General features: G+C 34.3%; 20 protein-coding genes. 9 read left to right on the top strand and 11 right to left on the bottom strand.

Going from position 1 to position 25,998, the window contains the following annotated elements:
* Positions 1-40: 40 nt before the first annotated feature.
* From KZH69_RS14770 to KZH69_RS14780, 3 genes are all read right to left on the bottom strand, one after another.
* Entirely contained in the window at positions 41-859 is an 819-nt protein-coding gene (locus tag KZH69_RS14770; RefSeq protein ID WP_219318248.1) for a glycoside hydrolase family 16 protein, read from the bottom strand.
* A 92-nt stretch (positions 860-951) separates the two neighbouring features.
* Positions 952-1,119, bottom strand: coding sequence for a hypothetical protein (locus KZH69_RS14775; RefSeq protein ID WP_219318249.1), 168 nt, complete (start codon positions 1,117-1,119; stop codon positions 952-954).
* A gap of 384 nt (positions 1,120-1,503) precedes the next feature.
* A complete protein-coding gene (locus KZH69_RS14780) occupies positions 1,504-2,043 on the bottom strand; it encodes a lipid-binding SYLF domain-containing protein (RefSeq protein ID WP_219318250.1) in 540 nt (179 codons plus the stop codon).
* Between the two features lie 722 nt (positions 2,044-2,765).
* On the opposite strand from KZH69_RS14780, the gene KZH69_RS14785 reads away from it, so the two are divergent.
* On the top strand, positions 2,766-3,248 hold the full coding sequence (locus tag KZH69_RS14785) for a hypothetical protein (protein WP_219318251.1): 483 nt from the start codon (positions 2,766-2,768) through the stop codon (positions 3,246-3,248).
* A 277-nt stretch (positions 3,249-3,525) separates the two neighbouring features.
* Here KZH69_RS14785 and KZH69_RS14790 read toward each other — a convergent pair whose 3' ends face one another.
* Together KZH69_RS14790 and KZH69_RS14795 are read right to left on the bottom strand one after the other, a co-directional pair.
* The gene (locus tag KZH69_RS14790; RefSeq protein ID WP_219318252.1) at positions 3,526-5,808 is read right to left on the bottom strand and encodes a T9SS type A sorting domain-containing protein; all 2,283 of its coding nucleotides are present in this window, start codon (positions 5,806-5,808) and stop codon (positions 3,526-3,528) included.
* Positions 5,809-6,231: 423 nt separating this feature from the next.
* Positions 6,232-6,999 carry a sulfite exporter TauE/SafE family protein gene (locus KZH69_RS14795; protein ID WP_219318253.1) on the bottom strand — a complete coding sequence of 256 codons (768 nt, stop codon included), beginning with the start codon at positions 6,997-6,999 and terminating at the stop codon, positions 6,232-6,234.
* A 187-nt stretch (positions 7,000-7,186) separates the two neighbouring features.
* On the opposite strand from KZH69_RS14795, the gene KZH69_RS14800 reads away from it, so the two are divergent.
* A complete protein-coding gene (locus tag KZH69_RS14800; protein ID WP_219318254.1) occupies positions 7,187-7,708 on the top strand; it encodes a DUF7935 family protein in 522 nt (173 codons plus the stop codon).
* A gap of 100 nt (positions 7,709-7,808) precedes the next feature.
* Here KZH69_RS14800 and KZH69_RS14805 read toward each other — a convergent pair whose 3' ends face one another.
* Together KZH69_RS14805 and KZH69_RS14810 are read right to left on the bottom strand one after the other, a co-directional pair.
* Positions 7,809-8,708: a patatin-like phospholipase family protein gene (locus KZH69_RS14805; protein ID WP_219318255.1), complete on the bottom strand. Its 900-nt coding sequence runs from the start codon at positions 8,706-8,708 to the stop codon at positions 7,809-7,811.
* 92 nt (positions 8,709-8,800) lie between these two features.
* Positions 8,801-10,864, bottom strand: coding sequence for a M1 family metallopeptidase (locus KZH69_RS14810; RefSeq protein WP_219318256.1), 2,064 nt, complete (start codon positions 10,862-10,864; stop codon positions 8,801-8,803).
* Between the two features lie 104 nt (positions 10,865-10,968).
* Between KZH69_RS14810 and KZH69_RS14815 the strand changes: the two genes are divergently transcribed.
* Genes KZH69_RS14815 through KZH69_RS14825 form a run of 3 tightly spaced genes read left to right on the top strand, consistent with a single transcriptional unit; the run spans position 10,969 to position 12,933 of the window.
* Positions 10,969-11,706, top strand: coding sequence for a Dph6-related ATP pyrophosphatase (locus KZH69_RS14815; protein ID WP_219318257.1), 738 nt, complete (start codon positions 10,969-10,971; stop codon positions 11,704-11,706).
* 24 nt (positions 11,707-11,730) lie between these two features.
* Positions 11,731-12,240, top strand: coding sequence for a hypothetical protein (locus tag KZH69_RS14820; protein ID WP_219318258.1), 510 nt, complete (start codon positions 11,731-11,733; stop codon positions 12,238-12,240).
* Between the two features lie 3 nt (positions 12,241-12,243).
* Complete coding sequence (locus tag KZH69_RS14825; RefSeq protein WP_219318259.1) at positions 12,244-12,933, top strand: aspartyl/asparaginyl beta-hydroxylase domain-containing protein; 690 nt, start codon at positions 12,244-12,246, stop codon at positions 12,931-12,933.
* Between the two features lie 7 nt (positions 12,934-12,940).
* On the opposite strand, the gene KZH69_RS14830 is transcribed toward KZH69_RS14825, so the two are convergent.
* The 4 genes from KZH69_RS14830 to KZH69_RS14845 form a co-directional block, all read right to left on the bottom strand.
* Positions 12,941-14,653, bottom strand: coding sequence for a carbamoyltransferase family protein (locus KZH69_RS14830; protein ID WP_219318260.1), 1,713 nt, complete (start codon positions 14,651-14,653; stop codon positions 12,941-12,943).
* Between the two features lie 57 nt (positions 14,654-14,710).
* Positions 14,711-16,201 (bottom strand): aminopeptidase P N-terminal domain-containing protein, encoded by a 1,491-nt coding sequence (locus tag KZH69_RS14835; protein ID WP_219318261.1) that lies wholly within the window; start codon positions 16,199-16,201, stop codon positions 14,711-14,713.
* A 400-nt stretch (positions 16,202-16,601) separates the two neighbouring features.
* Entirely contained in the window at positions 16,602-17,147 is a 546-nt protein-coding gene (locus tag KZH69_RS14840) for a DUF1697 domain-containing protein (RefSeq protein WP_219318262.1), read from the bottom strand.
* Between the two features lie 56 nt (positions 17,148-17,203).
* Positions 17,204-17,650 (bottom strand): NanQ anomerase/TabA/YiaL family protein, encoded by a 447-nt coding sequence (locus KZH69_RS14845; RefSeq protein ID WP_219318263.1) that lies wholly within the window; start codon positions 17,648-17,650, stop codon positions 17,204-17,206.
* Positions 17,651-17,840: 190 nt separating this feature from the next.
* Here KZH69_RS14845 and recG point away from each other — a divergent pair, with 190 nt between their 5' ends.
* From recG to KZH69_RS14865, 4 genes are all read left to right on the top strand, one after another.
* Positions 17,841-19,949, top strand: a complete 2,109-nt coding sequence (gene recG, locus KZH69_RS14850; protein ID WP_219318264.1) for an ATP-dependent DNA helicase RecG — start codon at positions 17,841-17,843, stop codon at positions 19,947-19,949.
* A 461-nt stretch (positions 19,950-20,410) separates the two neighbouring features.
* Complete coding sequence (locus KZH69_RS14855; RefSeq protein ID WP_219318265.1) at positions 20,411-21,469, top strand: efflux RND transporter periplasmic adaptor subunit; 1,059 nt, start codon at positions 20,411-20,413, stop codon at positions 21,467-21,469.
* A gap of 68 nt (positions 21,470-21,537) precedes the next feature.
* A complete protein-coding gene (locus tag KZH69_RS14860; protein WP_219318266.1) occupies positions 21,538-24,636 on the top strand; it encodes an efflux RND transporter permease subunit in 3,099 nt (1,032 codons plus the stop codon).
* Positions 24,637-24,680: 44 nt separating this feature from the next.
* Positions 24,681-25,991, top strand: coding sequence for a TolC family protein (locus KZH69_RS14865; protein WP_219318267.1), 1,311 nt, complete (start codon positions 24,681-24,683; stop codon positions 25,989-25,991).
* The last annotated feature ends 7 nt before the right edge of the window (positions 25,992-25,998 follow it).

Consider the following 25,998-nt stretch of genomic DNA (forward strand, 5'->3'; position numbering starts at 1 on the left):
AAATTAATTTTGATTTATGGTAAATATAGATAGTGTATAACTAGATATGTTTATACCCTCGAACATAATCGATAACAAAGTTTTTAGGATAGATTTTATCTTTTTTATCATCAATTTCTGTTGGAATTTCATAAACACCCAGCATAAATTGCATCGGATAATTGGGAGACTGTCTAATCTCTCTAATTTCCTGGTTGTCAATATAAAAAATCACTCTCTCGGGAGTCCATTCGGCTGCATAAATATGAAATTGGGTAACATCAATGTCAAAATCCTCTTCATAAAAATCCTCTTTCAATTTTGGATCATTGAACTTATGAATTCCATAGCCAATTTTTGCTTTGTTTTTCATCACGTTACATCCTTTGACTTCAAAAATGCAAATCTCCGCTGATTTTTCTGGACTGTCTTCAAATCCGATCATCCATAAGGCCACTACATTCGACCGTGTATCTAATGATTTGGCTCTAATTTCAAAAAATCCATATTGGGGTAAATAAGTCTTGACGGTGGTTTGCTTTTCTCTTACCACACAATTTGGATTAAATTTGTGTTGTCCAATGCCACTTCCAACCTCTCCGGAAAAAACACCCGTTTGAATTGAAGAGCATTTGATGTCACCATTAAATTCAGGACACCAAGGTTTTTGCTCGTCGGTAATTTGCAAAACTAAATTCCTATTATTGATTTCGTAGTTTGGTTTCGACATTTCCTTGGAACTCCACTGCGGCAAATAGAACGGCAACCAATTCTCAGTATCGATTACATCTTTTACAAATTCATCATTGAATTCCAAAACAAAATTTTCTTTTATTTTAGAATTGGCTGGAAAATCATATTTAGAAAACTGTAGTTTCATATTGCATTAAATGCTGTTTAAAATAAAAAATAAAGTTGCTAAAATAGACAAAAACATCAATCCAGATGCAATTTCTTAATACATCCAATTGATTATTGCATTAATTCTCCCAATATTGCAATATCAATATCTTCTAATTTTTGGATCGAACAGGAAGCTTTGCTCGTTTTATGTTTTCCTAATTGAGTAAGCAAAGATTGTTTCTCTTCAAAAGTGGAAGCGCTATACACGGTAATGCCATTTTCCCTTGAAGAAAGCAAAGTAAGAGTAGAATTTACCCCATGTCCGCTATCATTGTTGCAATTATAAATACCAAAACCAACAATGCTGCTTCCCCTCCTTTTGGTTTAAAAACCGGATATTTTGCATAGTAAATTAATTATTAGCACACAGTCTTCACGCTTTTTATAACGGGTATCGAAGTTAAAAAGACGATAAAACTATTTTCGGTTTCTTTTTTTTATTTTTTGCCATACAATCTTTAACAATTTGTATTTGAATATTTTTTTGAACTATCAAAATTTAAAGATAAAAAAAACTATGACTTTTTAAGATCATAGCTTTTAGTTTTTATGTGTTCTAGATTTTCTTTACCAATGCACAATTTAGTCATGAATTGTTCTCGATTGACAGCAAAAAGTGCGCTAAATTTTATTAAACTTAAACTTCTGGCCGCCAACAGAGGCCTCATACATAAGCCCACCTTTTTGCATGGTAAAAACCATAACACCATCTGTGTACTTAGCATTTCCAGAAGCACCGGCCTTTGCAGCTACTGCCGAAACCTGAGCTGCAAACTCGAATTTACTATCTTTAAACCGATCCATAGCTTTTTTGGACTCAAAAAAGATTATCTCGCGATACGCTTGCCCCCCTGCCTGTAACCCTATACTCAATTGTGATAGCTTTGCCATACCAATCAATTTGTTGTTTTCATACACGGCGCCATTACCAGCTGCACCGCCTACACCAACTCCTCCTTTACCTACATTTGGAAAAATAACATAGCCATATGCTTTTTCAAAAATGCCACTCATAAGATGATCCGTTTTAATAAACTCAGCCTTTGCTGTATTACAATCCGCAACAATTTTATTCTTTTTAGAATCAGATTGTCCAAAAGTAGAAGTAATGTTTATAACACAAACCATCATCATTACCCAAATAACATTTAATTTTTTCATAGTACAAGTATATTAAATTGTTGTAAATCTTTTTTATCAAAGTTAGCAAAAACTACTCAAAAAAAAGCAAAATAACTTGATTATCAACAATATAAAAAACACTATATTCACTATATAATTTTTTTTCAACTGTTTTTAAGAATATTGTATTTTCTCAATTCAAAAATATTACATAAATAAAAAAAGAGACCAAATAGTAAGAATATTACTTAATGTTTTTTTTTAATGTCGTTATGCTTTATTTTTTCCATATCTCCATTTAGCTGTAGCAAGCAGTTGATGTAGTCACAACAATTTGATTTTTTTAGACAACAATTCTAAAAAATATAAATAAAGCTATAATTAGTAAAAAAAAGAAAAATGAATTTAAAAAAAGCAGCATTCTTTCTTAAATTATATTTAATTCTGATTCATCTTCTATATTCACTATCAATGAGTTTTGGTTCATATTATTACTTACTTTTCCTTATAATTACAATAAATGGATATTTTCTATTTTGCTTTGCAATGGAATAGCGATTTTCTTCATCTTTTGATGCTGGTTCTTTTATATTAAAATTTACACCTGCTATTTTTAATATTATATTGTTGATTTGTATATTTTGATTAAATTACATCGTATTTATCTGCTAATATTAAATACTGAATCTATTATTACCCATTATTTATTCGTAAATTAGCAATGGCTATTGCTATAATTATTAACTAAATAATTTACTATTATGAAAAAATTAGGCCTATTTTTTTTGTTATTGGCTTGCATTGGACTCCAAAGCTGTAAAAAAAATGAAACCCCAAAAGAGGTAGCGGCTCCCCCAGTTCAGGATGAAAAGCCTATGAGTGTAACATGCTACAAAGCGTTGTATGAAAATGATACTATTGATTTGAAAATAAATATTTTAAAAAATAAAAAAGTAACTGGGGACATGGTGATGAAAATTATTGATATGCCTTATAAAACCGGAAAAATTTCTGGTGAATTCCATGGCGATACATTATTTGTAGACTACACCTTTATTCAGGGAACCAATGATAAAAAAATATTCAAAAATCCAATGGCTATGCTAAAAAAAGGTGACGAACTCATTTTAGGTAGTGGAAAAATTGAAACTTATTTAGGAAGATCTTATTTTGCCAAAGACACACCAATAGATTTTGAAAAAGTGAAATATAAATTTACAACCGTAGATTGCGTTAATAAATGATATGTGGATAACAAGGAGGAAAAACTGTTCTTTGTGAATTTAATTTGTTCCTAATTATTCCGAAACCTATAAAAAATAATCAGTCCTTGTGAGTTCCAAATAATTATGGGAACCCACAAGGACTTTCAGTTTGGTGTTGTTTGTTTTTCTTTCTGGACATTGATAGCAAATCCGAGTGATAGGTCAAAATGATTTTATGTTTTTGAAAGTTTATTAAATGAATACAGAAGAGGCTGACTTTTTTTTAGACAGCCTCAAGAATATGACTTTTTTAAAATTATTTTTTGATTATTTTTAAGGTATTAAAGAGATTTCCTTGTCTAACCTGAACCAAGAAAATACCAGGTTTTAAGTCTTTGCCAAATGATGTGGTTTCTTTTGTGCTGCCATTTAGGTTTGAAATTACATTTCCGTTGAAATCGAATATTGAAAAGGAAACATTTTCATTTGAAGCAGATTGAACATCAAGGTTAAAACTATTGGTACTTGGATTAGGCCATATCTTTGTTAGTAGTTCATTTCCAGAAGTGTCAGCTGCAATATCAGAACCATTTATTGGATTGGAAATAGTTGTTGTATTGCCTTTATCATGCGGCACTTGCACTGTTACAACTTTGGAGGAATAATTATAAGCATTATCGTAACTTACGATATTGATATAGTAGATTCTTCCAGTTCCTGTTCCAGAACGTTCTGCTCTAAGGAGTATATTATGAGGATCTTTTATTTCCCAATCTGTGGCTAAATCTCCATCACCAAGTCCATTATCAGGCTCATTGCTATAAACGTAGACATAGGATGTAATAGTTCCTCCACAATTATTGGATGTAGAGTAATCCAGATGAATGGGAACCATTTTGTGATTAGGAGGCCAAAGAGGTGGAAGTTCATCAGCTATACCAGATATTATTGGTGGATCAGGATCCCCGTATACAAATACGAAAAAGCTACAAGTGGATGTCTTTCCTTCAGCATTTGTAATTTGATAGGTATTTAAAGTATTCCCTATTGGAAAAAAGGAACCACTGGGCAATCCTTCCGTTTGTTTTATGGTTACTCCTTCACCTCCACAATTGGGGGCAGCTACAACTGGGTCATAATAGACATTTGCTCCACACGCTCCAGGCTGACTGTAGGCGAAAGCGCCCCATGGACATTGTATTGTAGGTTCAGGACATGTTGTTGCTGTAAAGCTGTATTCTCCTGAAATTCTGTTAAATGCAACTTTATAAGTTCCAGACTGAACATAAATATCAGGTCCATTTATTACGGCAAATCCTTTTGGAAAATTATAACCTCCCCAGTTCACTTCCCAACTATTATCCGCTCTGAATTTTATATAGCCATCCATAAAATAATGATCATTCAAAATATAGTTTACTCCGTCTGTAGTTTCCATATCAACATCTGTATCCCAACCGTTTAAGGCAGAACCAAGTATTCCGATGCTCGGAGTCGTAAAGCTATAATCTCCAGTAGTACTATTAAATTCAACATTGTATGTACCTGAAGTAATAGGAATGTTTGGGCCATTTAAAGTCGCAGTTCCAGTTGGAAAAGTCGTATTTCCCCAATTTAAACTCCAACTGTCATTTTGCCTAAATTTAGCCTCTCCATTTACAAAGGTGTAGTTTTTTAGTGTATAAATTTTACCATCTTGGGAATACATATTAATATCAGGCTCAATACCATAATTGGGAGGAACTGCAGTACCAATGATGCCGATACTAGCAATACAATTATTTGTACACGTAAATATGTATTCTCCTGTTGTTCTATTAAATGTAATATCGTAATTGCCCGAAATTGCAGGAATATTTGGACCGTCTTGATATCCAACACCTGACGGGAAATCTGCACTTCCCCAATTTAAAGACCAATTATGATCTTGTCTGAATTTTAAGTCACCGGTCGGTAAAGGATAGTTGATGAGTTTATAGAGTATTCCATCGGTAGTTTGCATATCGATATCATTATCCCAATTATTAAATGTACCAACAATGCCAATGGTAGGTATATAAGGCCCCAAGTCTTCCAGAACAATATTATCAAAAGAAGTTGTGGCATTTATTGTACCTAATTCAAAACTAACTTTGTGGTTTGGAAAAACGGATGTAGCGACAAAATCGAGTGTTATGGTTTTCCAAGTTGTTGTTGCGTATTGCAGGTATCTGTCATACCCGATTAAATCCGTCCATAAGCCACCGTCTTCACCTAAAAAAACACCAAAGGAATGTTCTACATCCGATTTAACATCAAAAGAAAGTCGGTACGAATGCCCTAATGCTAAAGGAAATCCTTTTTGGATAAGCTGTACATCTGAAGTATTGTACCCAAGATTTGTCACCTCAAAGTTACATATACCATCTTCAATTGTTATACTGTTGTTTATTTGATAGTTTTGCCAGGCAAACCAAGCTTTATCTGGGCCTGCTGAATCATAGTATGAATCAATAACAGTGGTTGAAGTGAAACTACCATCATTCAGAATGTTTTGGGCATGCGATTGTGATAAAAAGAGCACTGCCAAAACTGTTAAAGTAAAGATTTTTGCTTTCATATTGTTTGAATTAAAAGATATCCTACTCTTTTAAAGGATTTTCAGATTCCTCCCAAAACAATAATTTTTAATGTTAAGATTAATGCAGGTATGGTAAATTTGAAAGCTAAATCTATTCAAGAAATAATCAGATTTAAGTTCACTAAAAGTAGTGAAAAAATTCCATAAAACACTGAATTTTAACTAATTATAAGTAATATTAGCATTACTTTTGCAGTTTTTTTTAAAAAATTGATTGTTTGATATTAAAAAAAAGCTAAATAAACTTTTAGTAGTTTATTCGAAAGATAGCTGCCTTTTATGATTGATTTTATACTTCGGTTTTTTTTTTAATTAAGCCTGCTTATTTAATAATTTCTCAAATATAGGCTAGTCCATAATTCCCCTAATAGAGTAAACCGATGAAATAAAAAATATAGTAGATTATTTAAAAAAAACATCGTAGGCAAAACGAAGCAGTGTACCAATCACGACAACCAAAAAGAAGATTCTTATGATTTTGTTTCCTCTGTTTATGGCTAGTTTAGCACCTATCCATCCTCCTGTTGCGTTGCTGGCAGCCATTGGTAATGCAATAGCCCAAATGATTTTGCCTTTGAGCATGAATAGACAAATGGAACCAAAATTGGTGGCGAGATTGACCATCTTGGCATTCGCGGAGGCATGCAAAAAATCAAATCCCATTATGGCGATGAAGGCAACGACAAGGAAGCTTCCTGTGCCTGGGCCTATGAATCCGTCGTAAAAACCCACTACAAAACTGATTCCCACGGCATTCAAAATTTGGGTTCTTGGGGATAAGTTTCTGGCTTGGTGTTGTCCAAAATTTTTCTTCGCATAGGTGTAAATCAATAAGAGCGAGAGCACCACCAATAATAAAGGCTTCATAAAATCATTACTAACATAGGTCAATAATGTTGATCCCAAAAAAGCCGCAGGAAAAGCCAATAGCATCATTGTGCCAAGGATTTTCCAATTGACGTCTACTTTTTTCATATATTGATAGGCGGCAAAAGAAGTGCCACTAAAAGCAGGGATTTTTAAAGATCCTATCACTGTAGAAACGGGAAGATTAGGAAGTAATATCAGTCCTACCGGTGTTTGTATGAGCCCACCACCACCAACAATAGCATCTATAAATCCCGCAAAAAATGCCGCTAAACAAAGTAATACTATGATGTAGGTTTCCATGTGTTTGAATTTCGTTTTTTTTTTACCTCAAAGTTAGTAAGACGTAAAAAGACAGTTTTAAACTTTGTGAAAATGCGTCTTTTCAAGCGATTGCAAAAATACTATTCCACTTTAAATTATTGCGATAAATTAGCCCTTGATTTAGTTTCAAAAAGATTATTTTTGCTTTTTTTAAAACGAAAACAAAATGGATTTATCAAAAATGTTAGAATTACTAAGTTATACTTTACCTGCAATTATTACTGGGATGGTTGCCTATTCCTTTTTTAATTTACACACCAAAAATGAAGAAGGAAGACGTCGCTATTTATTGATGAAAGAGGGACAAAAAAACTCAATGCCTTTGCGTTTACAGGCCTATGAACGTATGACTTTGTTTTTGGAACGCATTAGTCTTTCTAATTTATTGACTAGAATTTCTCCTATTTCGACCGATAAAAATGATTACGCTAATTTTGTCATTGCTCAAATTGATCAAGAATTTGAACACAATTTGGCACAACAAATATACATGACCGACGAGTGTTGGACGATTATCACCACTGCCAAAAATGCTACGATTCAGATGATTCGTAAAGCAGCGATGAGTCCTGTAGTTAATAATGCAGATCAATTGAGAGAAGCATTATTGAATGATTTGATGGATAGACAAACACCTAGTAATGCAGCTTTGGGCTATATTAAGAAAGAAGTTAGCCAGCTGTGGTAGATTCTTTTTAAAGTTGCTAAGAACCTGAGAGGCTAAGTTTCTGAGTTTTTTTTTATGCTCTTGATTAAAGTATTAGTTACTTAGATTCTTAGAAACTTTTTTACCTTATTTCACTCATCACTTCACTTTTGTTTTGGGCATATAGAAATCCAAGTTGCCACCATTTTTTCATTTTCTTTTGATTAAAAATGAGAGCGTTATTAGTAAGTTTGGTTGGTGTATAGTATAAATTGAGTTTTACATTATGGTTTGTAGCCGATAATTTTCCTATGGACACATCATGTTTCCCTAGCTGATCTAAAGAAAACAAAAACAAGTCAATCATTAGTGAAAATGGATTCTTTCCCAAAGTGGTTTTGGTCAATGTAATTTCGGTTTCCAAGATAATAACATCAATTTCTGTAGCACCGCGATGAATAGCTTCTCGTATCGGAACCAAACTTGAAAATCCTCCATCACCATATTCGCACCCTGATTTTTTGACCAAACTCATGAAAGGAATGTAGTTACTCGATATCCAAATCCAGTCGCAAAATTCATTATAGGTACAGTTTTTTATGGATTTGTACTCTGCCTCATTTTTGGAAATATTGGTGACGGTTACAATCACATCTGTTGGCAACGATTGTAAGTATTCGAATTCGGAGACCGAGAGGTTGGCTTTAATAAATTTTTGCAGGTTTCTGCTTTCGCCAAAAGTTCGCTTTCCTCTCAAAAATTGTCGAATGACGTTGAAATGGTTGATTGTTACATAATTTATTCCCTTTTTCTTTTTGACAACAAAAGGATTGATGTCAAAAATCTTATCCATATTGACGCTCGTGTAAATGGAATGGAGTTTCTCAATATTTCCTAATGCCAAATGCGGAATCAATAAGCTTCCGGTAGATGTCCCCAAAAATAAATCATAAGTACGGCCTTTATTTTGCAATAAATACTGGGCGACACCACCTGCAAATGCGCCTTTACTGCCTCCTCCTGAAATTACTAATGCTCGCATATTGAAAAAGTTGCTGAAATACTAAGTTACGGAGTATTTTTAAAGTTTTTAGATAAAATTCTTATAGTCTTAACCTCTCAGAAACTTTGAATCTACTCTTTGAGTAATCTATCCAATTGAAATTGTTCTTTTTCATTTAAAGAGGGTAATATCGTTTGGAAATCAGTTCTTATTTCAGGTTTTTTTAATAAAGAACGAATATTTTCTCTTCCAAATTTAGAAAATTGCCACATATGATGCGTGGTGGCATTGACTAAATTCCTCAATACCAACTCATTGATGACATAGAAATCGATCAAGTATTCCAAAGCATTTTGACGAGTTGTTGCTTCATAATTAGGCGAAGAATAATTGACTAATTCTTGAATATAGGTTTCTTTATTGTTGGCATATTCAGGTGTTGCTATGGCTAAAGAAAGCCAAAGAATTCGAAGATTATGATCATTAAATCCCACCCAATCTTTCGATTTTTCCAAATACACTGTTCTTTTATTTTCAAAGCTATTCCACAAATAATACAGTGCAATTTCTTGCGTTTGATAGGATTTGTCATCGAGTAACGTTTCGTATTCGGATCTGAATTCTTCAGGGATTTTTTGTACAGTATTAGCGACAGCTTGACGAACTTGGATGTTTTGAGTTTGCAAAGCCAATAGCAATAATTGTTTTTTGTCTTCAAATTTCTCTTTCAGGAGTTGGCCAACAATAGCTTCTTTTACGGTGAAATACACATTAGACTGTAATGTTTTTTCGAAAAAAGTATATTTTTCAGCCAACGGTTTGTTTCTGAGTTTAGCGATTTCCAGTTGGACTTGCATTGCTTTGTTTTTGGCTAATAAAGGATTGGCAATATCACTGTTAAAACCGGGTGTTTCCAGCCATATTTTGCTAAAACTATCTAAATCATAATCGGATACTTTTTTAATTTCATCGAAGAAATTTTGAGTAGTTACGTTTTGAAAAGCATATTTCGTGAGGTAATTCTTCACCGCTTTTTTGAAGGCTTTCTCCCCTATTCCTTCTCGTAAAACGTGCAACGCCCATGCACCTTTTTGATAAAAGGATAAAGAACTGGCTTTTGCATTCAGTACTGGAATAGTATCGGTTTTGGAAGCTTGTTTGATTTGCATTGACGATTCATATAATTTGGAATAAAAATAATCCTCACCATAAATTGCCTTTTCAGCCAATAATGCATAATAAGTTGCAAAACCTTCCTGAAGCCAATGGTCTTTCCCGCTTTGGGCGGTAATCAAATCACCAAACCATTGATGAGCCAGTTCGTGAGCATTGACATTGGTGTAACTTCGATCTTCAAAACCTAAGGCATCAACTACATATCGTGTTGTAAATAGTGTTGTACTGGTGTTTTCCATGCCAGCATACAGAAATTCAGAAACAGGAATTTGTCTGTAAATTTTCCAAGGGTACTTCATTCCTATTTCTTTTTCCAAATAATCAAATAGTTGTTTGGAATAGCGATAGGTTGGCTCTTGTTTGCTGACATCTTTTGGATCAATATACATTTCTAACGGAACTCCTGATTTGGATTTTGCTAAACTTTTTTTAAATTTTCCAATGGCAACCATTAATAAATAAGAACTCATTGGTTTTTTCATTTGGTAACTCCAATAGGTAATTCCATTATTTTCAACTTTATTTTTTAATAGTCCATTTGATACTACTTGATATTTAGAATCAAAAACGATATCCATATTGAAAATCACTTTCTCATTGACATCGTCAAAACTAGGGAACCAATGACTGGTATATTTACCTTGTCCCTGAGTCCAAATCTGTAAATTGTTTGTCGCCTCAGAACCTATAAAATACATCGTTTGCTTGGGTTTCGCTTCGTATGAAAACTGGATGTGATTTTTTCCTTTTCGGAACGGGTAAATCAACAATAACTCTTTTCCATTGGTTGCAAATGGAATCTTTTTTTCATTCAGTTCCACTTCTGAAAAGGTCATGTTTTGTGCATCAATTTTTAGAGTGTCAATGGATTGAAGTACTTCAAATATATAGTCGACGGTACCAGTCACACTTTTTGTATTTGGATTGATATTGATTTGACCATTAACCGTTTTAAAATCAACCGATTTGGTTTGTTGTGCGAATGCAAATGCGGATAGAAATAAGAAAAGGTATTTCATTAAAACTGTATTTGAAGCTTAAGTTATTCAAAGTTACAAAGGTTTGACCAACAAATCGAACATAATTTGTAAGTTTACTTCCGAAATAAATTAATAGAAAACAATTGAAAAAGAAAGCCCTATTTAATTGGAGCAGTGGCAAAGATTCTGCTTTAGCATTATACAAAATTTTACGAGAAGAAGAATATGAAATTTGCTGTTTGCTAACTAGTGTAAATCAGCAGTTTCAACGTATTTCTATGCACGGGGTTCGGGTCGAATTATTGAAACAGCAAGCTCAAAGCATTGGATTACCACTGGAGATCATGCAAATTCCCGAAATGCCAACGATGGAAGTATACGAAGCCGTAATGCAAGCGACACTTGCTAAATTAAAGAAACAAGGTGTTACGCATTCTATTTTTGGTGATATTTTTTTGGAAGATTTAAGAAAATACAGAGAAGATAAATTGGCTGAAATTGGTTTTAAGGGCGTTTTTCCTCTTTGGAAAGTTCCAACAGCAGATTTGATTCATGAATTTATAGACTTAGGATTCAAAACTATTGTGGTTTGTGTTAATGAACGCTTTTTGGACAAAAGTTTCGTGGGGAGGATAATCGATCAGGATTTTATTAATGATTTACCCGAAAATGTAGATGTTTGTGGAGAGAATGGTGAATTTCATACCTTTACTTTTGATGGACCAATTTTCCGTAACCCAATTGAATTTGAAGTTGGTGAAGTAGTTTACCGCAAATATGAAAAGCCAAAAGAGGAAGATTCTTCAAACACGGCCTGTGATACGTCGGCTTCGGATGCCTTTGACTATGGCTTTTGGTATTGTGATTTGTTGGAGAAATGATGGCTTAATTTTTAATGAATTCATATGTTAGCCAATAAATATAGTAGAGAATTAGAAAAGGTTTTGTTTTTTTTGAACGAAATTGGGATAGCTATTATCGAAAAAGAATTGGATGAAACCACTTTTTTACCAGGCCTATGTTTGGGTCCCAATTGTATTTATGTTGATTTTGGAAAGCTATTGTATGCTGGTGATATTTTGCACGAAGCAGGACATTTGGCTGTTACCACTGCATCCGAACGGGAATTGGTTGGAACAAATCACATCTCTAAAGACTGGCCTACTCAAGGGGATGAAATAGGTGCTATATTATGGTCCTATGCTGCTATTTATCATTTGGAATTGCCTTTGGAATTTGTATTTCATCCTAACGGATATAAAAATAACTCAGATTGGTTCATTTCAAATTTCAGTAATGGAAACTATATTGGTTTGCCTTTTTTAGAATGGACAGGACTTACTTTAAGTGAAAATCGAGCAGTATTGGAAGGAAAAAAAGCTTTTCCGGTGATGCAAAAATGGTTAAGAGATTAAGCTATGGAAGAATTAGTACGCACGATAAAATTCCCTATTCTTTTTGATGCAGAACGTTTGAAAACGGATGTTGAAAAAGTATTGAAACAAAATTGGATTGATCATTACAATACCAATGATTATTCGGGTAAATGGACTTCTATCGCCTTGATGGCACAAGGAGGAAAATCAGACGCAATATATGCGTTCCCAAATGGTAATGAACCAATCAAAAATACTGAGGTTTTGGAGTCCTGTGATTATTTTAAATCTATTTTGAATGATTTTTTATTCAAAAAAACTGCTGTTCGTTTATTGCAATTAGCTGTTGGTGCAGAAGTGAAACCACATAGTGATCATTGTCTGGGATATGAAGATGGTTCTTTTCGATTGCATATCCCAATTATTACGAATACTGAAGTTGAGTTTCTTTTGGATGGTAATCGCATTATAATGAATGAAGGTGAATGCTGGTATATTGATGCAAATTTTGTGCATTCGGTGGCAAATCGGGGAACAAGTAATCGCATTCATTTAGTTATAGACGGTGTTCGAAACGAGTGGACTGACCAACTTTTTTTTAAGGAAGCCAATCCTAATCAATTTATAAAGTCCAAACCTGTTATGAGTAATGAACAAAAAATGCTCATGATAGCCGAGTTGCAACGCATGAATTCCACTGTAGCCAATGATCTGATTAAGGAGATTAAGTAAATCGTTCTTAATTTGTGAGATTATCTTTTTCTACCACTGTATTTTCAAGTATCAAAATATCTAAAGCCGAAATCTCAAATAAATAAAGTGCTTCCTTTGGCGTTTCAACAATTGGCATTCCTTTTTTGTTTAAACTGGTATTAAGCAATACGCCAATACCGCTCTGTTTTTCAAATTCATTTAACAATTTAACAAACCGAGGATTCCATGTTTCTTCAACGGTTTGTACCCGAGCTGATCCATCACAATGCGTTACATTACACAATTCCTTGAGGTATTCAGGACGGGTTTTATCAACCAATATCATATAAGGGCTGTTTCTGCCGCTTTCAAAATAATCACTGACTTTTTCTTTTAAAACAGCTGGAGCAAAAGGACGAAAGTCTTCCCTGAACTTAATATTTTTATTAATGTGTGCTTTCATTCCTTCGATTCCTGGGTGAGCTAAAATACTTCTTCTGCCCAAAGAACGCGGACCAAACTCAGAACCCGATTGGAACCAAGCGATTGTTTTGCCTTCATTTAGTTTTTGGGCACAGTATAAAATTAAAGGCTCATCTGTTTCAAATTTCTTTTTATTGTAGTTTTTATTCGATTTCTCTTGGAGTGCTTCATTTATTTGTTTTTCACTGTATTGCTTTCCAAAACAAGTACTTCCGTCATGACTTACTTTTGGCATTTTTAAATAGTCAAGCCATCCATAATAAGCACAACCCAATGCCAACCCATTATCACCAGCTGCAGGTTCAAAATAAATATTTTTGGCTATTTTGGCATCTTCCAGTTTAGCATTGGCGACTGCATTAAGGGCAACACCTCCCGTATAACATAGATTTTTGTGCGGAAATTGTTCCAGTCGATTTGCAATACAAGTAATGACTGCTTTTTCTACCTGCTCCTGAGCCCACTTTGCTACATTGGCATAATAAGAAAAATGTTTTTTAAAATACTCATATCCTTTTGAAGGATTTGTGAAATGTTTTTTCCAATTATTTGTTACCAATAGCGACCCCGATTGGAACTCAAAGGCATTAAAATTAAAACCCTTAGCATTGCCAAATGGAGCAAGCCCCATTAATTTTCCCACATCATCCATGTCTCCAAATACATACAAACTAACAGCTGCATAAAAGCCACCTATGGAATGTTCTGTGGTTGGAAGCTTTAATTCGGTTGTTGTTGCACCTGACATTTTGCTAAAATCTTTGATTAATGGAGTCAATTTTTGACCGTCAAAATGATAAAAACTATCTTTTTCACAGATCATCTCTGTTTCATTCAAAAAAGAAGAGTCAATATTCTTTTTCTGTTCCGGATGCATACTCAAAAACTGATTCAGCGGACTGCCACAACCATCAATAACCATCACTGCACATTCAGAAAAAGGAGAAGTTCCCACAGCACTATAGGCATGTGCCAAATGATGCGATATATTTATAATCTCAGGTTTATTTACCGTAGCAAAAATTCTTTCTCCCCTAAATTGATTTCTGTCCGGAATATCAAAATTAGCGCATTGAACTACTAAAGAGACATCACTTAGCGAAATACCCTCGGCATCCAAGCAGTATTGGATTGCTAAAGTATCGTTACCTCCATCGTGCTTTTTTCTGCTGATTCGTTCTTTTTCGATACCCACACAAACTTGGCCATTTTTTAATAATACTGCCGAACCGTTATGTGAAAGTCCTGTTCCAAGTACATAAATAGGTGGAGCCAATTGAATATGTTTTTTGAGGTTAAATAGAAAGTATAATGATAAACCAAAATGATTATGCTAATCCAATTTGGGTAAATTAAAAGCATCCAAAACACTTTTTTCTGCCATCAGCTCTTCTATATCACTTGATTTTCGTGGAGCTTCAGTTGATAGAATAACTGGAGCATTATCCGTTACCAATATATCATCTTCGATTCGTACTGCAATTCCCCACCATTTTTTATCACAATCACTACCATTTGGAATATATATACCTGGCTCAACAGTAAGCACCATATCTTTCTCGAAAGTATTGTACATACCAGGATCATGCACATCCAACCCAATATGGTGAGAAGTTCCGTGAGGAAAGTATTTTCTGGAATCATCTGCTGTTTTGATGATTCCTAATTTTAGTAAACCATTGCTAATAATATCGCGAGCTGCTTTATCAGGAGCTATAAAACTATTGCCAATTTTTACCGTTACAATGCCCGCTTCTTGTGCTTCATAAACCAAATCGTAAATTATTTTTTGTTCTGGAGAAAATTTACCATTGGCAGGAATAGTTCGGGTGACATCGGCTGTATAACCATGATATTCAGCTCCGAGATCCATTAAAACCAAATCATTATCGACTTTCATTTTGCTATTTTCGATGTAATGCAAAACACAGCCGTTGTTTCCTGCGCCAACGATAGAAGGATAACCTTCGTATTCGCTGCCATATTTTTTATAGACAAATTCATGAATCCCTTGTATTTCAGCTTCAGACATTCCTGAATGCATGGCTTTCATAGTTTCGCGTTGACCCATCGCCGAAATACGAACCGCTTTGGTTAACAAAACCATTTCTTCCTTGGACTTAACCTCACGTAAACTCGCCATATAATTGGTAATAGTCTTGGTGTCTATGTTTGCTTTTTTAGGTGTAATGCTCTTAGAAGCATTAATTTCGTTTTGAATTTTAGAATCAGCATTGGTTTTAGTTTCAACTTTTGTATTGTAGCCAATTTGGTTTTTAAATGAACCTACTAATTTGTATAAATCAGCGTCCTCTTTTTTAGAATCGCGATAATCGTCTTTGAAATCAGTAAAGAAGACGTTGCTAAAATTATAAAAATCGATTCCTGAGTTTAAAAATTCTTTTCCATTAAGAGCGTTTTCAAAACCTAGATTTTTTTTGGTACCATCCACTCCTAAACGTACGCCTGTCCATTGTTCTGCTTTTGGATTTTTTTCTTGAACATAAAGAAGTTCATTATATGTTTTACCTTCTTTATTGGTTTGATTATCCGAAAAAATCACCAAGACACAATTAGGCTCTTTATATCCTGTCAAATAATAAAAATTAGGATCTTGATGGTATATAAAATCAACATCATTCGCTCTATTTCTAATGGCATTTCCAAAAAAAACGGCTACACTATTCTTCGGCATTTTTTTGCGTAAAGCTTCTCTTCTTTCCTTGTGAAATTGAGCCGACAGATAATCCGTTGGGTTTCCATTTTGAGCTATTGCCGTACAAACAAGTATTGCTGTGAGGATAAAAGAAAGTTTAAATTTCATATTGTTTCGGTTTTAGGATAATACCCGTTTGTTTTTAATGAATTGAAAGTAAATATAAATATTTTTTGCAGTTGGCTTGTGTTTTTTTCTTCCTTACTTACTATTACAAATAAAAAAGAGAACAATAAAGCAATGTACTTTAGAGCTCTCTTTTCAAAAATTGTAATAATTGAAAATTAACCAAACATTCAAATTATTAACAAAACGGGTAAACAATCCTCATCAATTTACCTTTTGACATTCTAATTCAGGATTATCTGAATTGTACTTATTCTTTGACAAAGAGTTCTTTTTTACAAATAGAATTCAGTATCAAAATGTTTAGTACCTACATTACTATAGATGTTGTCTTTAATAAAAGGTTGCGTCAAATTAGAATTATTTTTTCGCATTGTTAAATTTATCTCTCTTCATACATTTTAAACAACTGTGTAACGGTATTCCAATTGCGGATTGTTGCGGTTACATTCAGTTTTTTCTCGATGTATTTCTGATCAAATTTGGTTTTTCCTGCTCCTACAGCATATTTAATAAAGATTCTGTTTTCGTCGATGCTGGCTTCGTCTGGTTTTACCTGACTCATTTTTAAATCATTAATACTGTCACTTCGCAACGCAATTGAAACGAAAGCCACATATAATTTTTTAGAGTCAACATCATTTTCTTTCAAAAATGGATTGTTTTTGAGACTTTTTTCTAAATCCGATTTTCCAATAACAACGATAGGAACTTCGTGTCCAAAAGCTTTGAAAATTTCCTGTTTGATTTTAAAACCAACTGAAGCTGGGTTTTCCTCCTCGGTATCCACAAAAACATTTCCGGATTGAATATACGTTTGTACATTCTTGAAACCAATAGCTTCTAAAGTAGTTTTTAAAGCATCCATTTTTATCATATTGTGACCTGAAACATTGATGCCACGAAGCAGTGCGAGATGAGTTGTCATTTTTTTATTTTTATAAATGCAAAAGTATTGTGTTTATAGGTAGTAATGAGTGTTTATTAAATTTTCACCTTTACGACTACTTTTTTCACTTTCGAAATTTGACCTGCTTTGACTCCTGGTCTATGGAGATCTTCCGGAAAGAATAGTGTAAACATTCCTTCCTCTACTCTAAGCATTGAAGTTTCACCTTTATAGAAAGTGTAATCTTTTTCTAAGTTTTCTTCTACAACCTCTTGATTGGTTAAAGGGGTAAATCCCATCAGTTCAACTCCTTGAATAACATATTGTATATCGATGTATTTATGATGTCCTTCCAAAACACAATCTTTCTCTTCTTTGGTGTCATATTCCTGAACGATTGCAAAAATATCATCATTGTCAATTTGGTATTTTCCTGATTCTATTGTGGTCAAGTCAGTTTCAGTAATAAATTCAAATCCTTTAGCCAATCTTTTGGTAAGCTTACTGTATAGTCTGTAATTTTCTATTTTGTCGATAACCATTTTGTGTTTTTTTTATTTGATTTCAAAGGTATTGTGAATTATAAGAATTTCCTAAACATTCCCATTTCCAAATTTCCAAACAAAAAACTATCTTCGCTTTTTTAAAAAGAGAAAAGAAAATAGAACAAGGAGAATAGACTCCAAAAATCTAAATTCTAGAATCTGCAATCTAAATTCTGTAATCTAAAAAATGTCCAATAATCTCCTAGAAACTCCCATAGAATATCTTAAAGGCGTAGGTCCCAATCGGGGCGCGTTGTTGCGTAAGGAATTGGGAATTTTTAAATATGGAGATTTAGTCAATTTTTTTCCAAATCGTTACATTGATCGCACTCGTTATTACAAGATTAATGAGTTGCAGAACAATATTGCCGAAGTACAGATTATTGGTAAAATCATCAATATCAAAACAGTTGAATTTGGTCGCAACCAAAAACGATTGGTAGCTACGTTTGTAGATGATACAGGACAAATGGATCTCAACTGGTTTCAGGGACACAAATGGATTAAAGAGAGTTTGAAGCTCAATGAAGTCATTGTTATTTTTGGAAAATGTACTCAATACGGAAGCCAATACAGTATGGCGCATCCAGAAATCGAGTTGTTGAGCGAACACGAAAAAAGTTTGCGTTCCGCAATGCAACCTGTTTATCCTTCAACAGAAACATTGGCCAATCGCGGCATAACGAATCGCGTGGTGAATAAAATGATGCAGCAATTGTTTCTCGAAACGCAGGCATTATTTAGCGAAACTTTGCCTTCTTATTTGACCAGCGAACTCAAACTGATTCCCAAAAACGCAGCTTTATTCAACATACATTTTCCCAAAAGTGCCGAAATTCTGGCGAAAGCACAATTCCGATTGAAATTTGAAGAATTGTTCTTCATTCAATTGCAATTGATAACGAAGAATTTGATTCGGAAACATAAAATAAAGGGGCATCCTTTCACCACAGTGGGAGAGTTTTTTAATGACTTTTATCAAAATCATTTGCCATTTGAACTGACAAATGCTCAAAAAAGGGTAATCAAGGAAATAAGAACCGATATGGGAAGCAACGCCCAAATGAACCGATTACTGCAAGGTGATGTTGGGTCAGGAAAAACCATTGTGGCTTTTATGAGTATGCTTTTGGCACTGGATAATGGTTTTCAGGCCTGTTTGATGGCGCCAACAGAAATCTTGGCCAATCAGCATTTTATAGGATTGTCTGAATTGGCTGCTTCCTTAAATATCAACATAAAAATACTCACGGGTTCGACCAAAATTGCCGCCCGCAGAATCATACACGAAGAACTGGAAAACGGCACTTTGCAAATCCTTATCGGTACTCATGCTTTATTGGAAGACAAAGTTAAATTTCAAAATTTAGGCTTGGCAGTAATTGACGAGCAACACCGTTTTGGAGTCGAACAGCGTTCCAAATTGTGGAAAAAAAATACGGTTCCACCTCATATTTTGGTGATGACGGCCACTCCTATTCCAAGAACTTTGGCGATGAGTTTGTACGGCGATCTGGATATTTCAGTGATTGATGAATTGCCTCCGGGTAGAAAACCCATTCAGACTGTACATCGTTTTGATTCGAATCGACTAAAAGTTTGGAAATTCATTCGGGATGAAATTGCGTTGGGTCGCCAAATTTATATTGTTTATCCATTGATTCAAGAATCGGAAAAAATGGATTACAAGGATTTGATGGATGGTTACGAGAGTATTTCTCGTGATTTTCCACTGCCGCAATATTCGGTTTCGATCCTTCACGGAAAAATGAAACCTGCAGACAAAGATGAAGAAATGAAACGCTTTGCTGAAGGTAAAACAAATATTATGGTAGCCACAACCGTAATTGAAGTAGGTGTAAATGTGCCTAATGCGAGCGTTATGATTATCGAAAGTGCCGAGCGTTTTGGACTTTCACAGCTTCACCAATTGCGGGGTCGTGTAGGTCGAGGTGCCGATCAAAGTTATTGTATCTTGATGACTTCTTTCAAATTGTCAAGTGACAGTAAAACCCGAATGGAAACGATGGTGAGTACCAATGACGGTTTCGAAATTGCCGAAGTCGATTTGAAGCTTCGTGGACCTGGCGATTTGATGGGGACACAACAAAGTGGTGTTCTAAATCTCCAAATTGCCGATATTGTTCGAGACAGGGATATTTTAATGTTGGCACGAAACTATGCTATAAAAATTCTAAAGGATGATGCTCCTATGCAAAAACCGGAAAATGCTATCCTAAAAGCCGTTTTTATAGAATTGACCAAAAAGAAAAATATTTGGAATTACATTAGTTAAGTTACTAAGGTTCTGAGGTGCTAAGATTCTAAGTTTATAGAACATCTATTGTAAATTAAAGAAAATAATTAGGAGCGAAACAATAGGCTTTATCTGGAATTATGGGTTCCTGCTGTCCGCTATATTCCATCTCGCAAAAAAACGAGATGGAATACCACTTCCATCAGGGCTAAAGAGTCGGCAAAGTCTTAAAAAAAATCGCTATTGCACTTATTTTATTTTGTTCTAAGTAAAAAAACTCAGAATCTTTGTTTCTTAGCTGCTTAGGATCTTTTTCCAATTAAACCTTTCTATTTTTTTACTGTCTAAACCTTTAAGTTAAGTAGCGGTTTTGGCTAAATTTTAATATTTGTATGTACAAACGTTAAATAAAAATTAACAATTCAATTTTTCACAATTCTAAAACCTAAATTTGTCTTTTCCTTATCAAAGGATATGTTAAACTTCTTTTACTTTAAAAAATGAAAATAAAAAATCTTGTTTATGCCTTATTGTTAATAGGGTTTGGTGGATTTATCGCCTATAGAATTACTTCCAACAACGCAAAAAACAGTGGACCAAAAGATAAAGATGACAAAGACAAGCCAATCACCGTAACAGGAATAGTGGTTCATCCTAAAACTTTTGATAATAATTTATCACTTTCGGGTTCTATCGAAGCCAACGAACAAATTGAAATTCGTTCTGAAGTTTCAGGAATCGTTGAGGGGATTTATTTTCAAGAAGGAAGTAATGTGACAAAAGGGCAACTTTTGTTCAAAGTTAATGATATTGAATTAAGAGCACAATTGGCTCAAGCCAATACCAAAGAAGGTTTGGCTGCCGAAAATGAAAGAAGAGCTAAATTATTGCTACAAAAAGAAGCCATCAGCCAAGAAGAATATGACATTGCAAGAGCCGATCATAAATCTACTCAAGCCCAAAGTCAATTAATCAAAGCCCAAATTGCAAAAACATCGGTACGAGCTCCTTTCTCAGGAAAAATTGGACTTCGTTCTATTTCGCCAGGAATCTATATCACACCAACTGTTTTGGTTGCTAAATTGATCAACAGCAGTAAATTGAAAATTACTTTTTCGATTCCAGAGAAATATGCTTCTCAAGTTAAGACAAACGCACCTTTGAGCTTTACGGTTGAAGGTTCTGATGAAAAATTTACTGCTAAAGTCTATGCTATCGAGCCAGAAGTAGCCGTTACCACCCGAACTCTTCAGGTAAGAGCGATTACAGAAAACAGTCAGGGAAAATTATTGCCGGGTACTTTTGCAAATGTAGCAATGCCTTTGAGCATTATAAAAGATGCAATTGTCGTTCCTACCGAAGCGATTATTCCAGTTCAAAATGGTAAGAAAGTATTCATAGCCAAAAATGGTTTAGCCAAAGAACTTATGGTAGAAACAGCTACTAGAACAGATGCCTCTATCTTGGTGCTTTCTGGTTTGAAAGCTGGGGACACTTTATTAACAAGTGGTGTTATGTCCTTAAAAGACGAAGCACCAGTTAAAGTAATCATTAAATAAAATACCTATTTATTTAAGATTTTAGTATTGAATCTAAAATCTAAACTATAAAATCTAAAATTTTCTAAATGAGTTTATCCACTTTAAGCATAAAAAGACCTGTAATGACTATCGTTATGAACTTAACGATTATTTTGTTTGGTATTATAGGTTACACTTATCTGGGAGTTAGAGAATTTCCATCGATAGATCCAGCCCAAGTTTCGATTCGAACGAATTATACTGGAGCAAATTCGGATATTATTGAATCCCAAATTACTGAACCTTTAGAAAAAGCAATCAATTCTATAGATGGCATTCGAAATGTAACTTCCTCAAGTGCTCAAGGGAGCAGCACAATCACTGTCGAATTTAATTTGGACAAAAATCTAGAAGAAGCAGCTAATGATGTTCGTGATAAAGTATCACAAGCAATTCGAAATTTACCACAAGACATTGATGCTCCTCCTGTTGTTTCAAAGGCTGACGCTAATGGAGATGCTATTATTTCTATGACCGTTCAAAGTGATACTCGAAGTGCGCTGGAACTAAGTGATTATGCCGAAAATGTAATTGGACAAAGACTCGAAACCATTCCGGGTGTTAGTGGAGTTCAAATTTGGGGACAAAAAAGATATGCGATGCGATTGTGGATTAATCCAGAAAAGTTAGCCTCTTACGGTTGTACAGTTTCTGAAGTTCGTGATGCCCTAAACAGTCAAAATGTAGAATTACCTTCTGGAAAAATTACAGGTGATAATACTGAATTGACGGTTAAAACAGTTGGAAATCTTTCGAAACCAGAACAATTCAATAACATTATCATACGATCTGTTGGTGAAAAAATAGTACGCTTTAGCGATGTAGGTACTGCTGAATTAGGTCCTGAAAACGTTGAGACTAAAATGACGCAATCAGGTACTCCCCTAGTTGGTGTGGCGATTGTACCGCTTCCTGGAGCGAATTATTTGGATATTGCAAGTGCATTCTACAAAGAATTTGAGCGCCTAAAAAAGGATTTACCAAGTGATATCAAATTAAATATAGCGATTGACAACACTGTATTTGTGAAAAAATCAGTAATTGAAGTAGCCGAAACGTTAGGAATATCAATTGTATTGGTAATTTTAATTATTTTCTTGTTTTTTAGGGATTGGGCAATTGCTTTCAGACCTTTAATCGATATACCGGTTTCTTTGATCGCAACATTCTTCATTATGTGGCTTTTCGGATTCTCAATAAATGTGTTGACACTTCTCGCCATTGTACTTGCCACTGGACTAGTTGTGGATGACGGCATTGTGGTTACCGAGAATATTTTCAAAAAAGTAGAAGAAGGAATGTCGCCTATAGAAGCCGCAATAAAAGGGTCTAACGAGATTTTCTTTGCTGTAATTTCCATATCTATCACTTTGGCGGCAGTATTTTTGCCTGTTATTTTTCTCGAAGGATTTGTCGGACGATTGTTTCGAGAGTTTGGTGTGGTAATAGGAGCTGCAGTATTAATTTCAGCTTTTGTGTCCTTGACATTAACCCCAATGCTAAATGCCTACTTAATGAAAGGTGGTGAGCAAAAGAAATCAAAGTTCTACATTCGTACTGAACCATATTTTCAAAAATTAAACAGCACTTATGCCAATGCATTAGAACGTTTTATGAAAAGAAAATGGTTAAGTTTCCCTATTCTTATAGTGTGTTTTGGATTGATATATTTGTTTTTCAATATTTTGAAAAAAGAAACGGCTCCTTATGATGACCGAAGTGGTTTTGTGATGCGCATGACAACTCCCGAAGGTTCTTCATACGATTATACGGATCGTTTTATGCAGGAAGTTTCTAAATTGGTAGATGATTCTATTCCCGAAAAGAAAGTCAGTCTGGTGATTACTTCCCCAGGTTTTAACTCATCTTCTGTTAATAGTGGTTTTATTCGGGTTTCATTGGTGGAACCGGATCAAAGAAAAATGTCCCAAAAGGAAATTGCAGATAAATTGACCAAGTTAACCAGTCAGTATTCGGAGGCCAAAACATCGGTAATTGAACAACCTACTATCGCGGTAAACAGACGTGGTGGTTTACCAGTTCAGTATATTATTCAAGCTCCCAATTTTGAAAAACTTAGAGAAAAGATTCCTTTGTTTATGGATGAAGCAGCAAAAAGTGATGTCTTCTCTGTAACGGATGTGAATTTAAAATTTAATAAACCCGAAATCAATGTTTCAATTGACAGGGCAAAAGCCGAAAGTTTGGGAATATCAGTGAAAGATGTTGCTCAAACATTACAACTTTCTTTAAGTGGTCAGCGTTTTGGGTATTTTATTAGAAACGGAAAACAATACCAGGTCATTGGTCAGTTTGAAAGACAAGATCGTTCAAAACCTTTGGATTTAACTTCAATGTATGTTAAAAACAACAAAGGAGAACTCATTCAAATGGATAATGTGGTCAAGATTGAAGAACAAAGCAACCCTCCTCAATTGTATCATAATAATAGATATATGTCTGCTACAGTTTCTGCAGGTCTTGCTCCAGGCAAAAGTCTAAGCGATGGAATTGATGCGATGAATGAGATTAAAGCCAAAGTGCTGGATGATTCATTTACTACTGATTTAGGTGGTGAATCGAGAGATTTTGTCGAAAGTAGTTCGAATACTTCTTTCGCTTTTGGATTGGCTTTGCTACTGATTTTTCTAATATTAGCGGCTCAATTTGAAAGTTTTGTAGATCCATTTATCATTATATTAACTGTTCCAATGGCTGTTGCAGGGGCTGTATTTTCGCTTTGGTTGTTCAATCAAACGTGGAATATCTTTAGCCAGATTGGAACTATCATGTTGATTGGTTTGGTAACCAAGAACGGAATTTTGATTGTTGAATTTGCCAATCAATTACGGGAACAAGGTAAGCCAAAATTAGAAGCTATTTTGGAAGCTTCAGAATCCAGGTTGCGCCCTATTTTGATGACCAGTTTGGCTATTTCATTGGGAGCATTGCCAATCGCATTGTCACTTGGTGCCGCAGCTACGAGTAGAATTGGAATGGGAGTTGTAATCGTTGGTGGTACTATCTTTTCTTTGATACTTACTTTATTTGTAATACCGGCTCTATATCTTATGTGGTCTAAGGCAAGAAAACATTACCCAGAATTTGATCATATTGATGAATATGAAAGTGACGTAAAAAAATAATCTAAGACTCTAAGTTACTAAGGCTCTACCTTAAAAAAAACAATATGAATACCAAACTATCTTTTAAAAGTTTCCTACCGTTTTTCTTTTGCTTTGCAATAGGAAATGCACAAGAACTGCTTACTCTGGAAAATGCTGTTAAAATTGGATTGGAGAATAATTATGAAATAAAAATTGCCGACAATAATTTAAAAATTGATAAAACAAATGTAGCTATTGGAAATGCAGGAATGTTGCCTTCTCTAAGTGCAGTAGCCACAGACAATAATAGTATTTTGAATACTTCCCAAACCCGGTCAGACGGAACAACGGTAAACTTAAAAAACGCCAAAAATAATAATTTGAATTATGGCGTGGCTTTGGATTGGACCATTTTTGATGGTTTAAAAATGTTTGCCAAATATGATCAATTGAAAGAATTGCAAAATATGAGCGATGCGCAATTGAAAATGACCATTATCAATAAAGTGAGTAATGTCAATTCGGTTTATTATGATTTGATTCAGGAACAGCAAAAATTATCAGACTTGGATTCAACCATTATCATTTCCCAAAAAAGGCTAGAATTTACCAAAAATAGATACACAATCGGCAAAGGATCAAAACTCGACGTGCTGAATGCTCAAGTGGATTTAAATACGGATCTTGGTAATTTATTGAAAGAAAAACAGACGTATTCTAATGCTAAAACGCTTTTGAATCAGATATTAGCCAGAGATTTGAATGCAGATTTCAAAGTATCTCAAGGAATTAACGTGGACCGAAAATTGCAATTGGCTGAACTAATGGCTTTGGCTGAAAAGCAAAACCCTGAATTAGAGATGCAAATCATTAATAAAAAAGTATCGGAGCTTGAATTGAAGCAAATAAAAGGAGAACGATATCCAACGATTAAGTTGAATTCAGGTTACAATTTCAATGATACAAAATCAAGCCTTGGTTTTACCACCCAATCATCAGCACGTGGCTTGAATTATGGTTTTTCAGCCTCTTTGAATTTATTTGATGGTGATGCTCAAAACAGAAATGAAAAGATTGCAAAAATGCAAGTTGACAATTCTAAATTGCAAATTGATCAGCAATTAATTCAATTAAGAAGTAATTTGACGGTTGCTTTTCAAGTGTATTTAACCAATTTGGATTTGATTGATTTGGAAGCCAACAATACGGCTATCTCCAAACAAAACCTTGAAATCACTGCCGAAAAATTCAAAATTGGAACAATTACTTCAGTAGAATTCAGAGCTGCTCAATTAAACTACATCAATTCCAGAATTCGTTTGAGCAGTGCACAATTTCAAGCAAAATTATCTGAAATAACATTAAGGGAATTAGCGGGTAATCTTAATTTTTAGTTATTTT

It is taken from the genome of Flavobacterium taihuense, assembly GCF_019351435.1.
In the GTDB taxonomy this organism is placed as follows: domain Bacteria; phylum Bacteroidota; class Bacteroidia; order Flavobacteriales; family Flavobacteriaceae; genus Flavobacterium; species Flavobacterium taihuense.

Coding starts and splice junctions, on each gene's coding strand:
- KZH69_RS14865 (WP_219318267.1), top strand. CDS start 24,681: ATGAATACCAAACTATCTTTTAAAAGTTTCCTACCGTTTTTCTTTTGC.
- KZH69_RS14795 (WP_219318253.1), bottom strand. CDS start 6,999: ATGGAAACCTACATCATAGTATTACTTTGTTTAGCGGCATTTTTTGCG.
- KZH69_RS14780 (WP_219318250.1), bottom strand. CDS start 2,043: ATGAAAAAATTAAATGTTATTTGGGTAATGATGATGGTTTGTGTTATA.
- KZH69_RS14800 (WP_219318254.1), top strand. CDS start 7,187: ATGGATTTATCAAAAATGTTAGAATTACTAAGTTATACTTTACCTGCA.
- KZH69_RS14860 (WP_219318266.1), top strand. CDS start 21,538: ATGAGTTTATCCACTTTAAGCATAAAAAGACCTGTAATGACTATCGTT.
- KZH69_RS14785 (WP_219318251.1), top strand. CDS start 2,766: ATGAAAAAATTAGGCCTATTTTTTTTGTTATTGGCTTGCATTGGACTC.
- KZH69_RS14845 (WP_219318263.1), bottom strand. CDS start 17,650: ATGGTTATCGACAAAATAGAAAATTACAGACTATACAGTAAGCTTACC.
- KZH69_RS14805 (WP_219318255.1), bottom strand. CDS start 8,708: ATGCGAGCATTAGTAATTTCAGGAGGAGGCAGTAAAGGCGCATTTGCA.
- KZH69_RS14820 (WP_219318258.1), top strand. CDS start 11,731: ATGTTAGCCAATAAATATAGTAGAGAATTAGAAAAGGTTTTGTTTTTT.
- KZH69_RS14810 (WP_219318256.1), bottom strand. CDS start 10,864: ATGAAATACCTTTTCTTATTTCTATCCGCATTTGCATTCGCACAACAA.
- KZH69_RS14855 (WP_219318265.1), top strand. CDS start 20,411: ATGAAAATAAAAAATCTTGTTTATGCCTTATTGTTAATAGGGTTTGGT.
- KZH69_RS14790 (WP_219318252.1), bottom strand. CDS start 5,808: ATGAAAGCAAAAATCTTTACTTTAACAGTTTTGGCAGTGCTCTTTTTA.
- KZH69_RS14840 (WP_219318262.1), bottom strand. CDS start 17,147: ATGACAACTCATCTCGCACTGCTTCGTGGCATCAATGTTTCAGGTCAC.
- KZH69_RS14835 (WP_219318261.1), bottom strand. CDS start 16,201: ATGAAATTTAAACTTTCTTTTATCCTCACAGCAATACTTGTTTGTACG.
- KZH69_RS14825 (WP_219318259.1), top strand. CDS start 12,244: ATGGAAGAATTAGTACGCACGATAAAATTCCCTATTCTTTTTGATGCA.
- recG (WP_219318264.1), top strand. CDS start 17,841: ATGTCCAATAATCTCCTAGAAACTCCCATAGAATATCTTAAAGGCGTA.
- KZH69_RS14770 (WP_219318248.1), bottom strand. CDS start 859: ATGAAACTACAGTTTTCTAAATATGATTTTCCAGCCAATTCTAAAATA.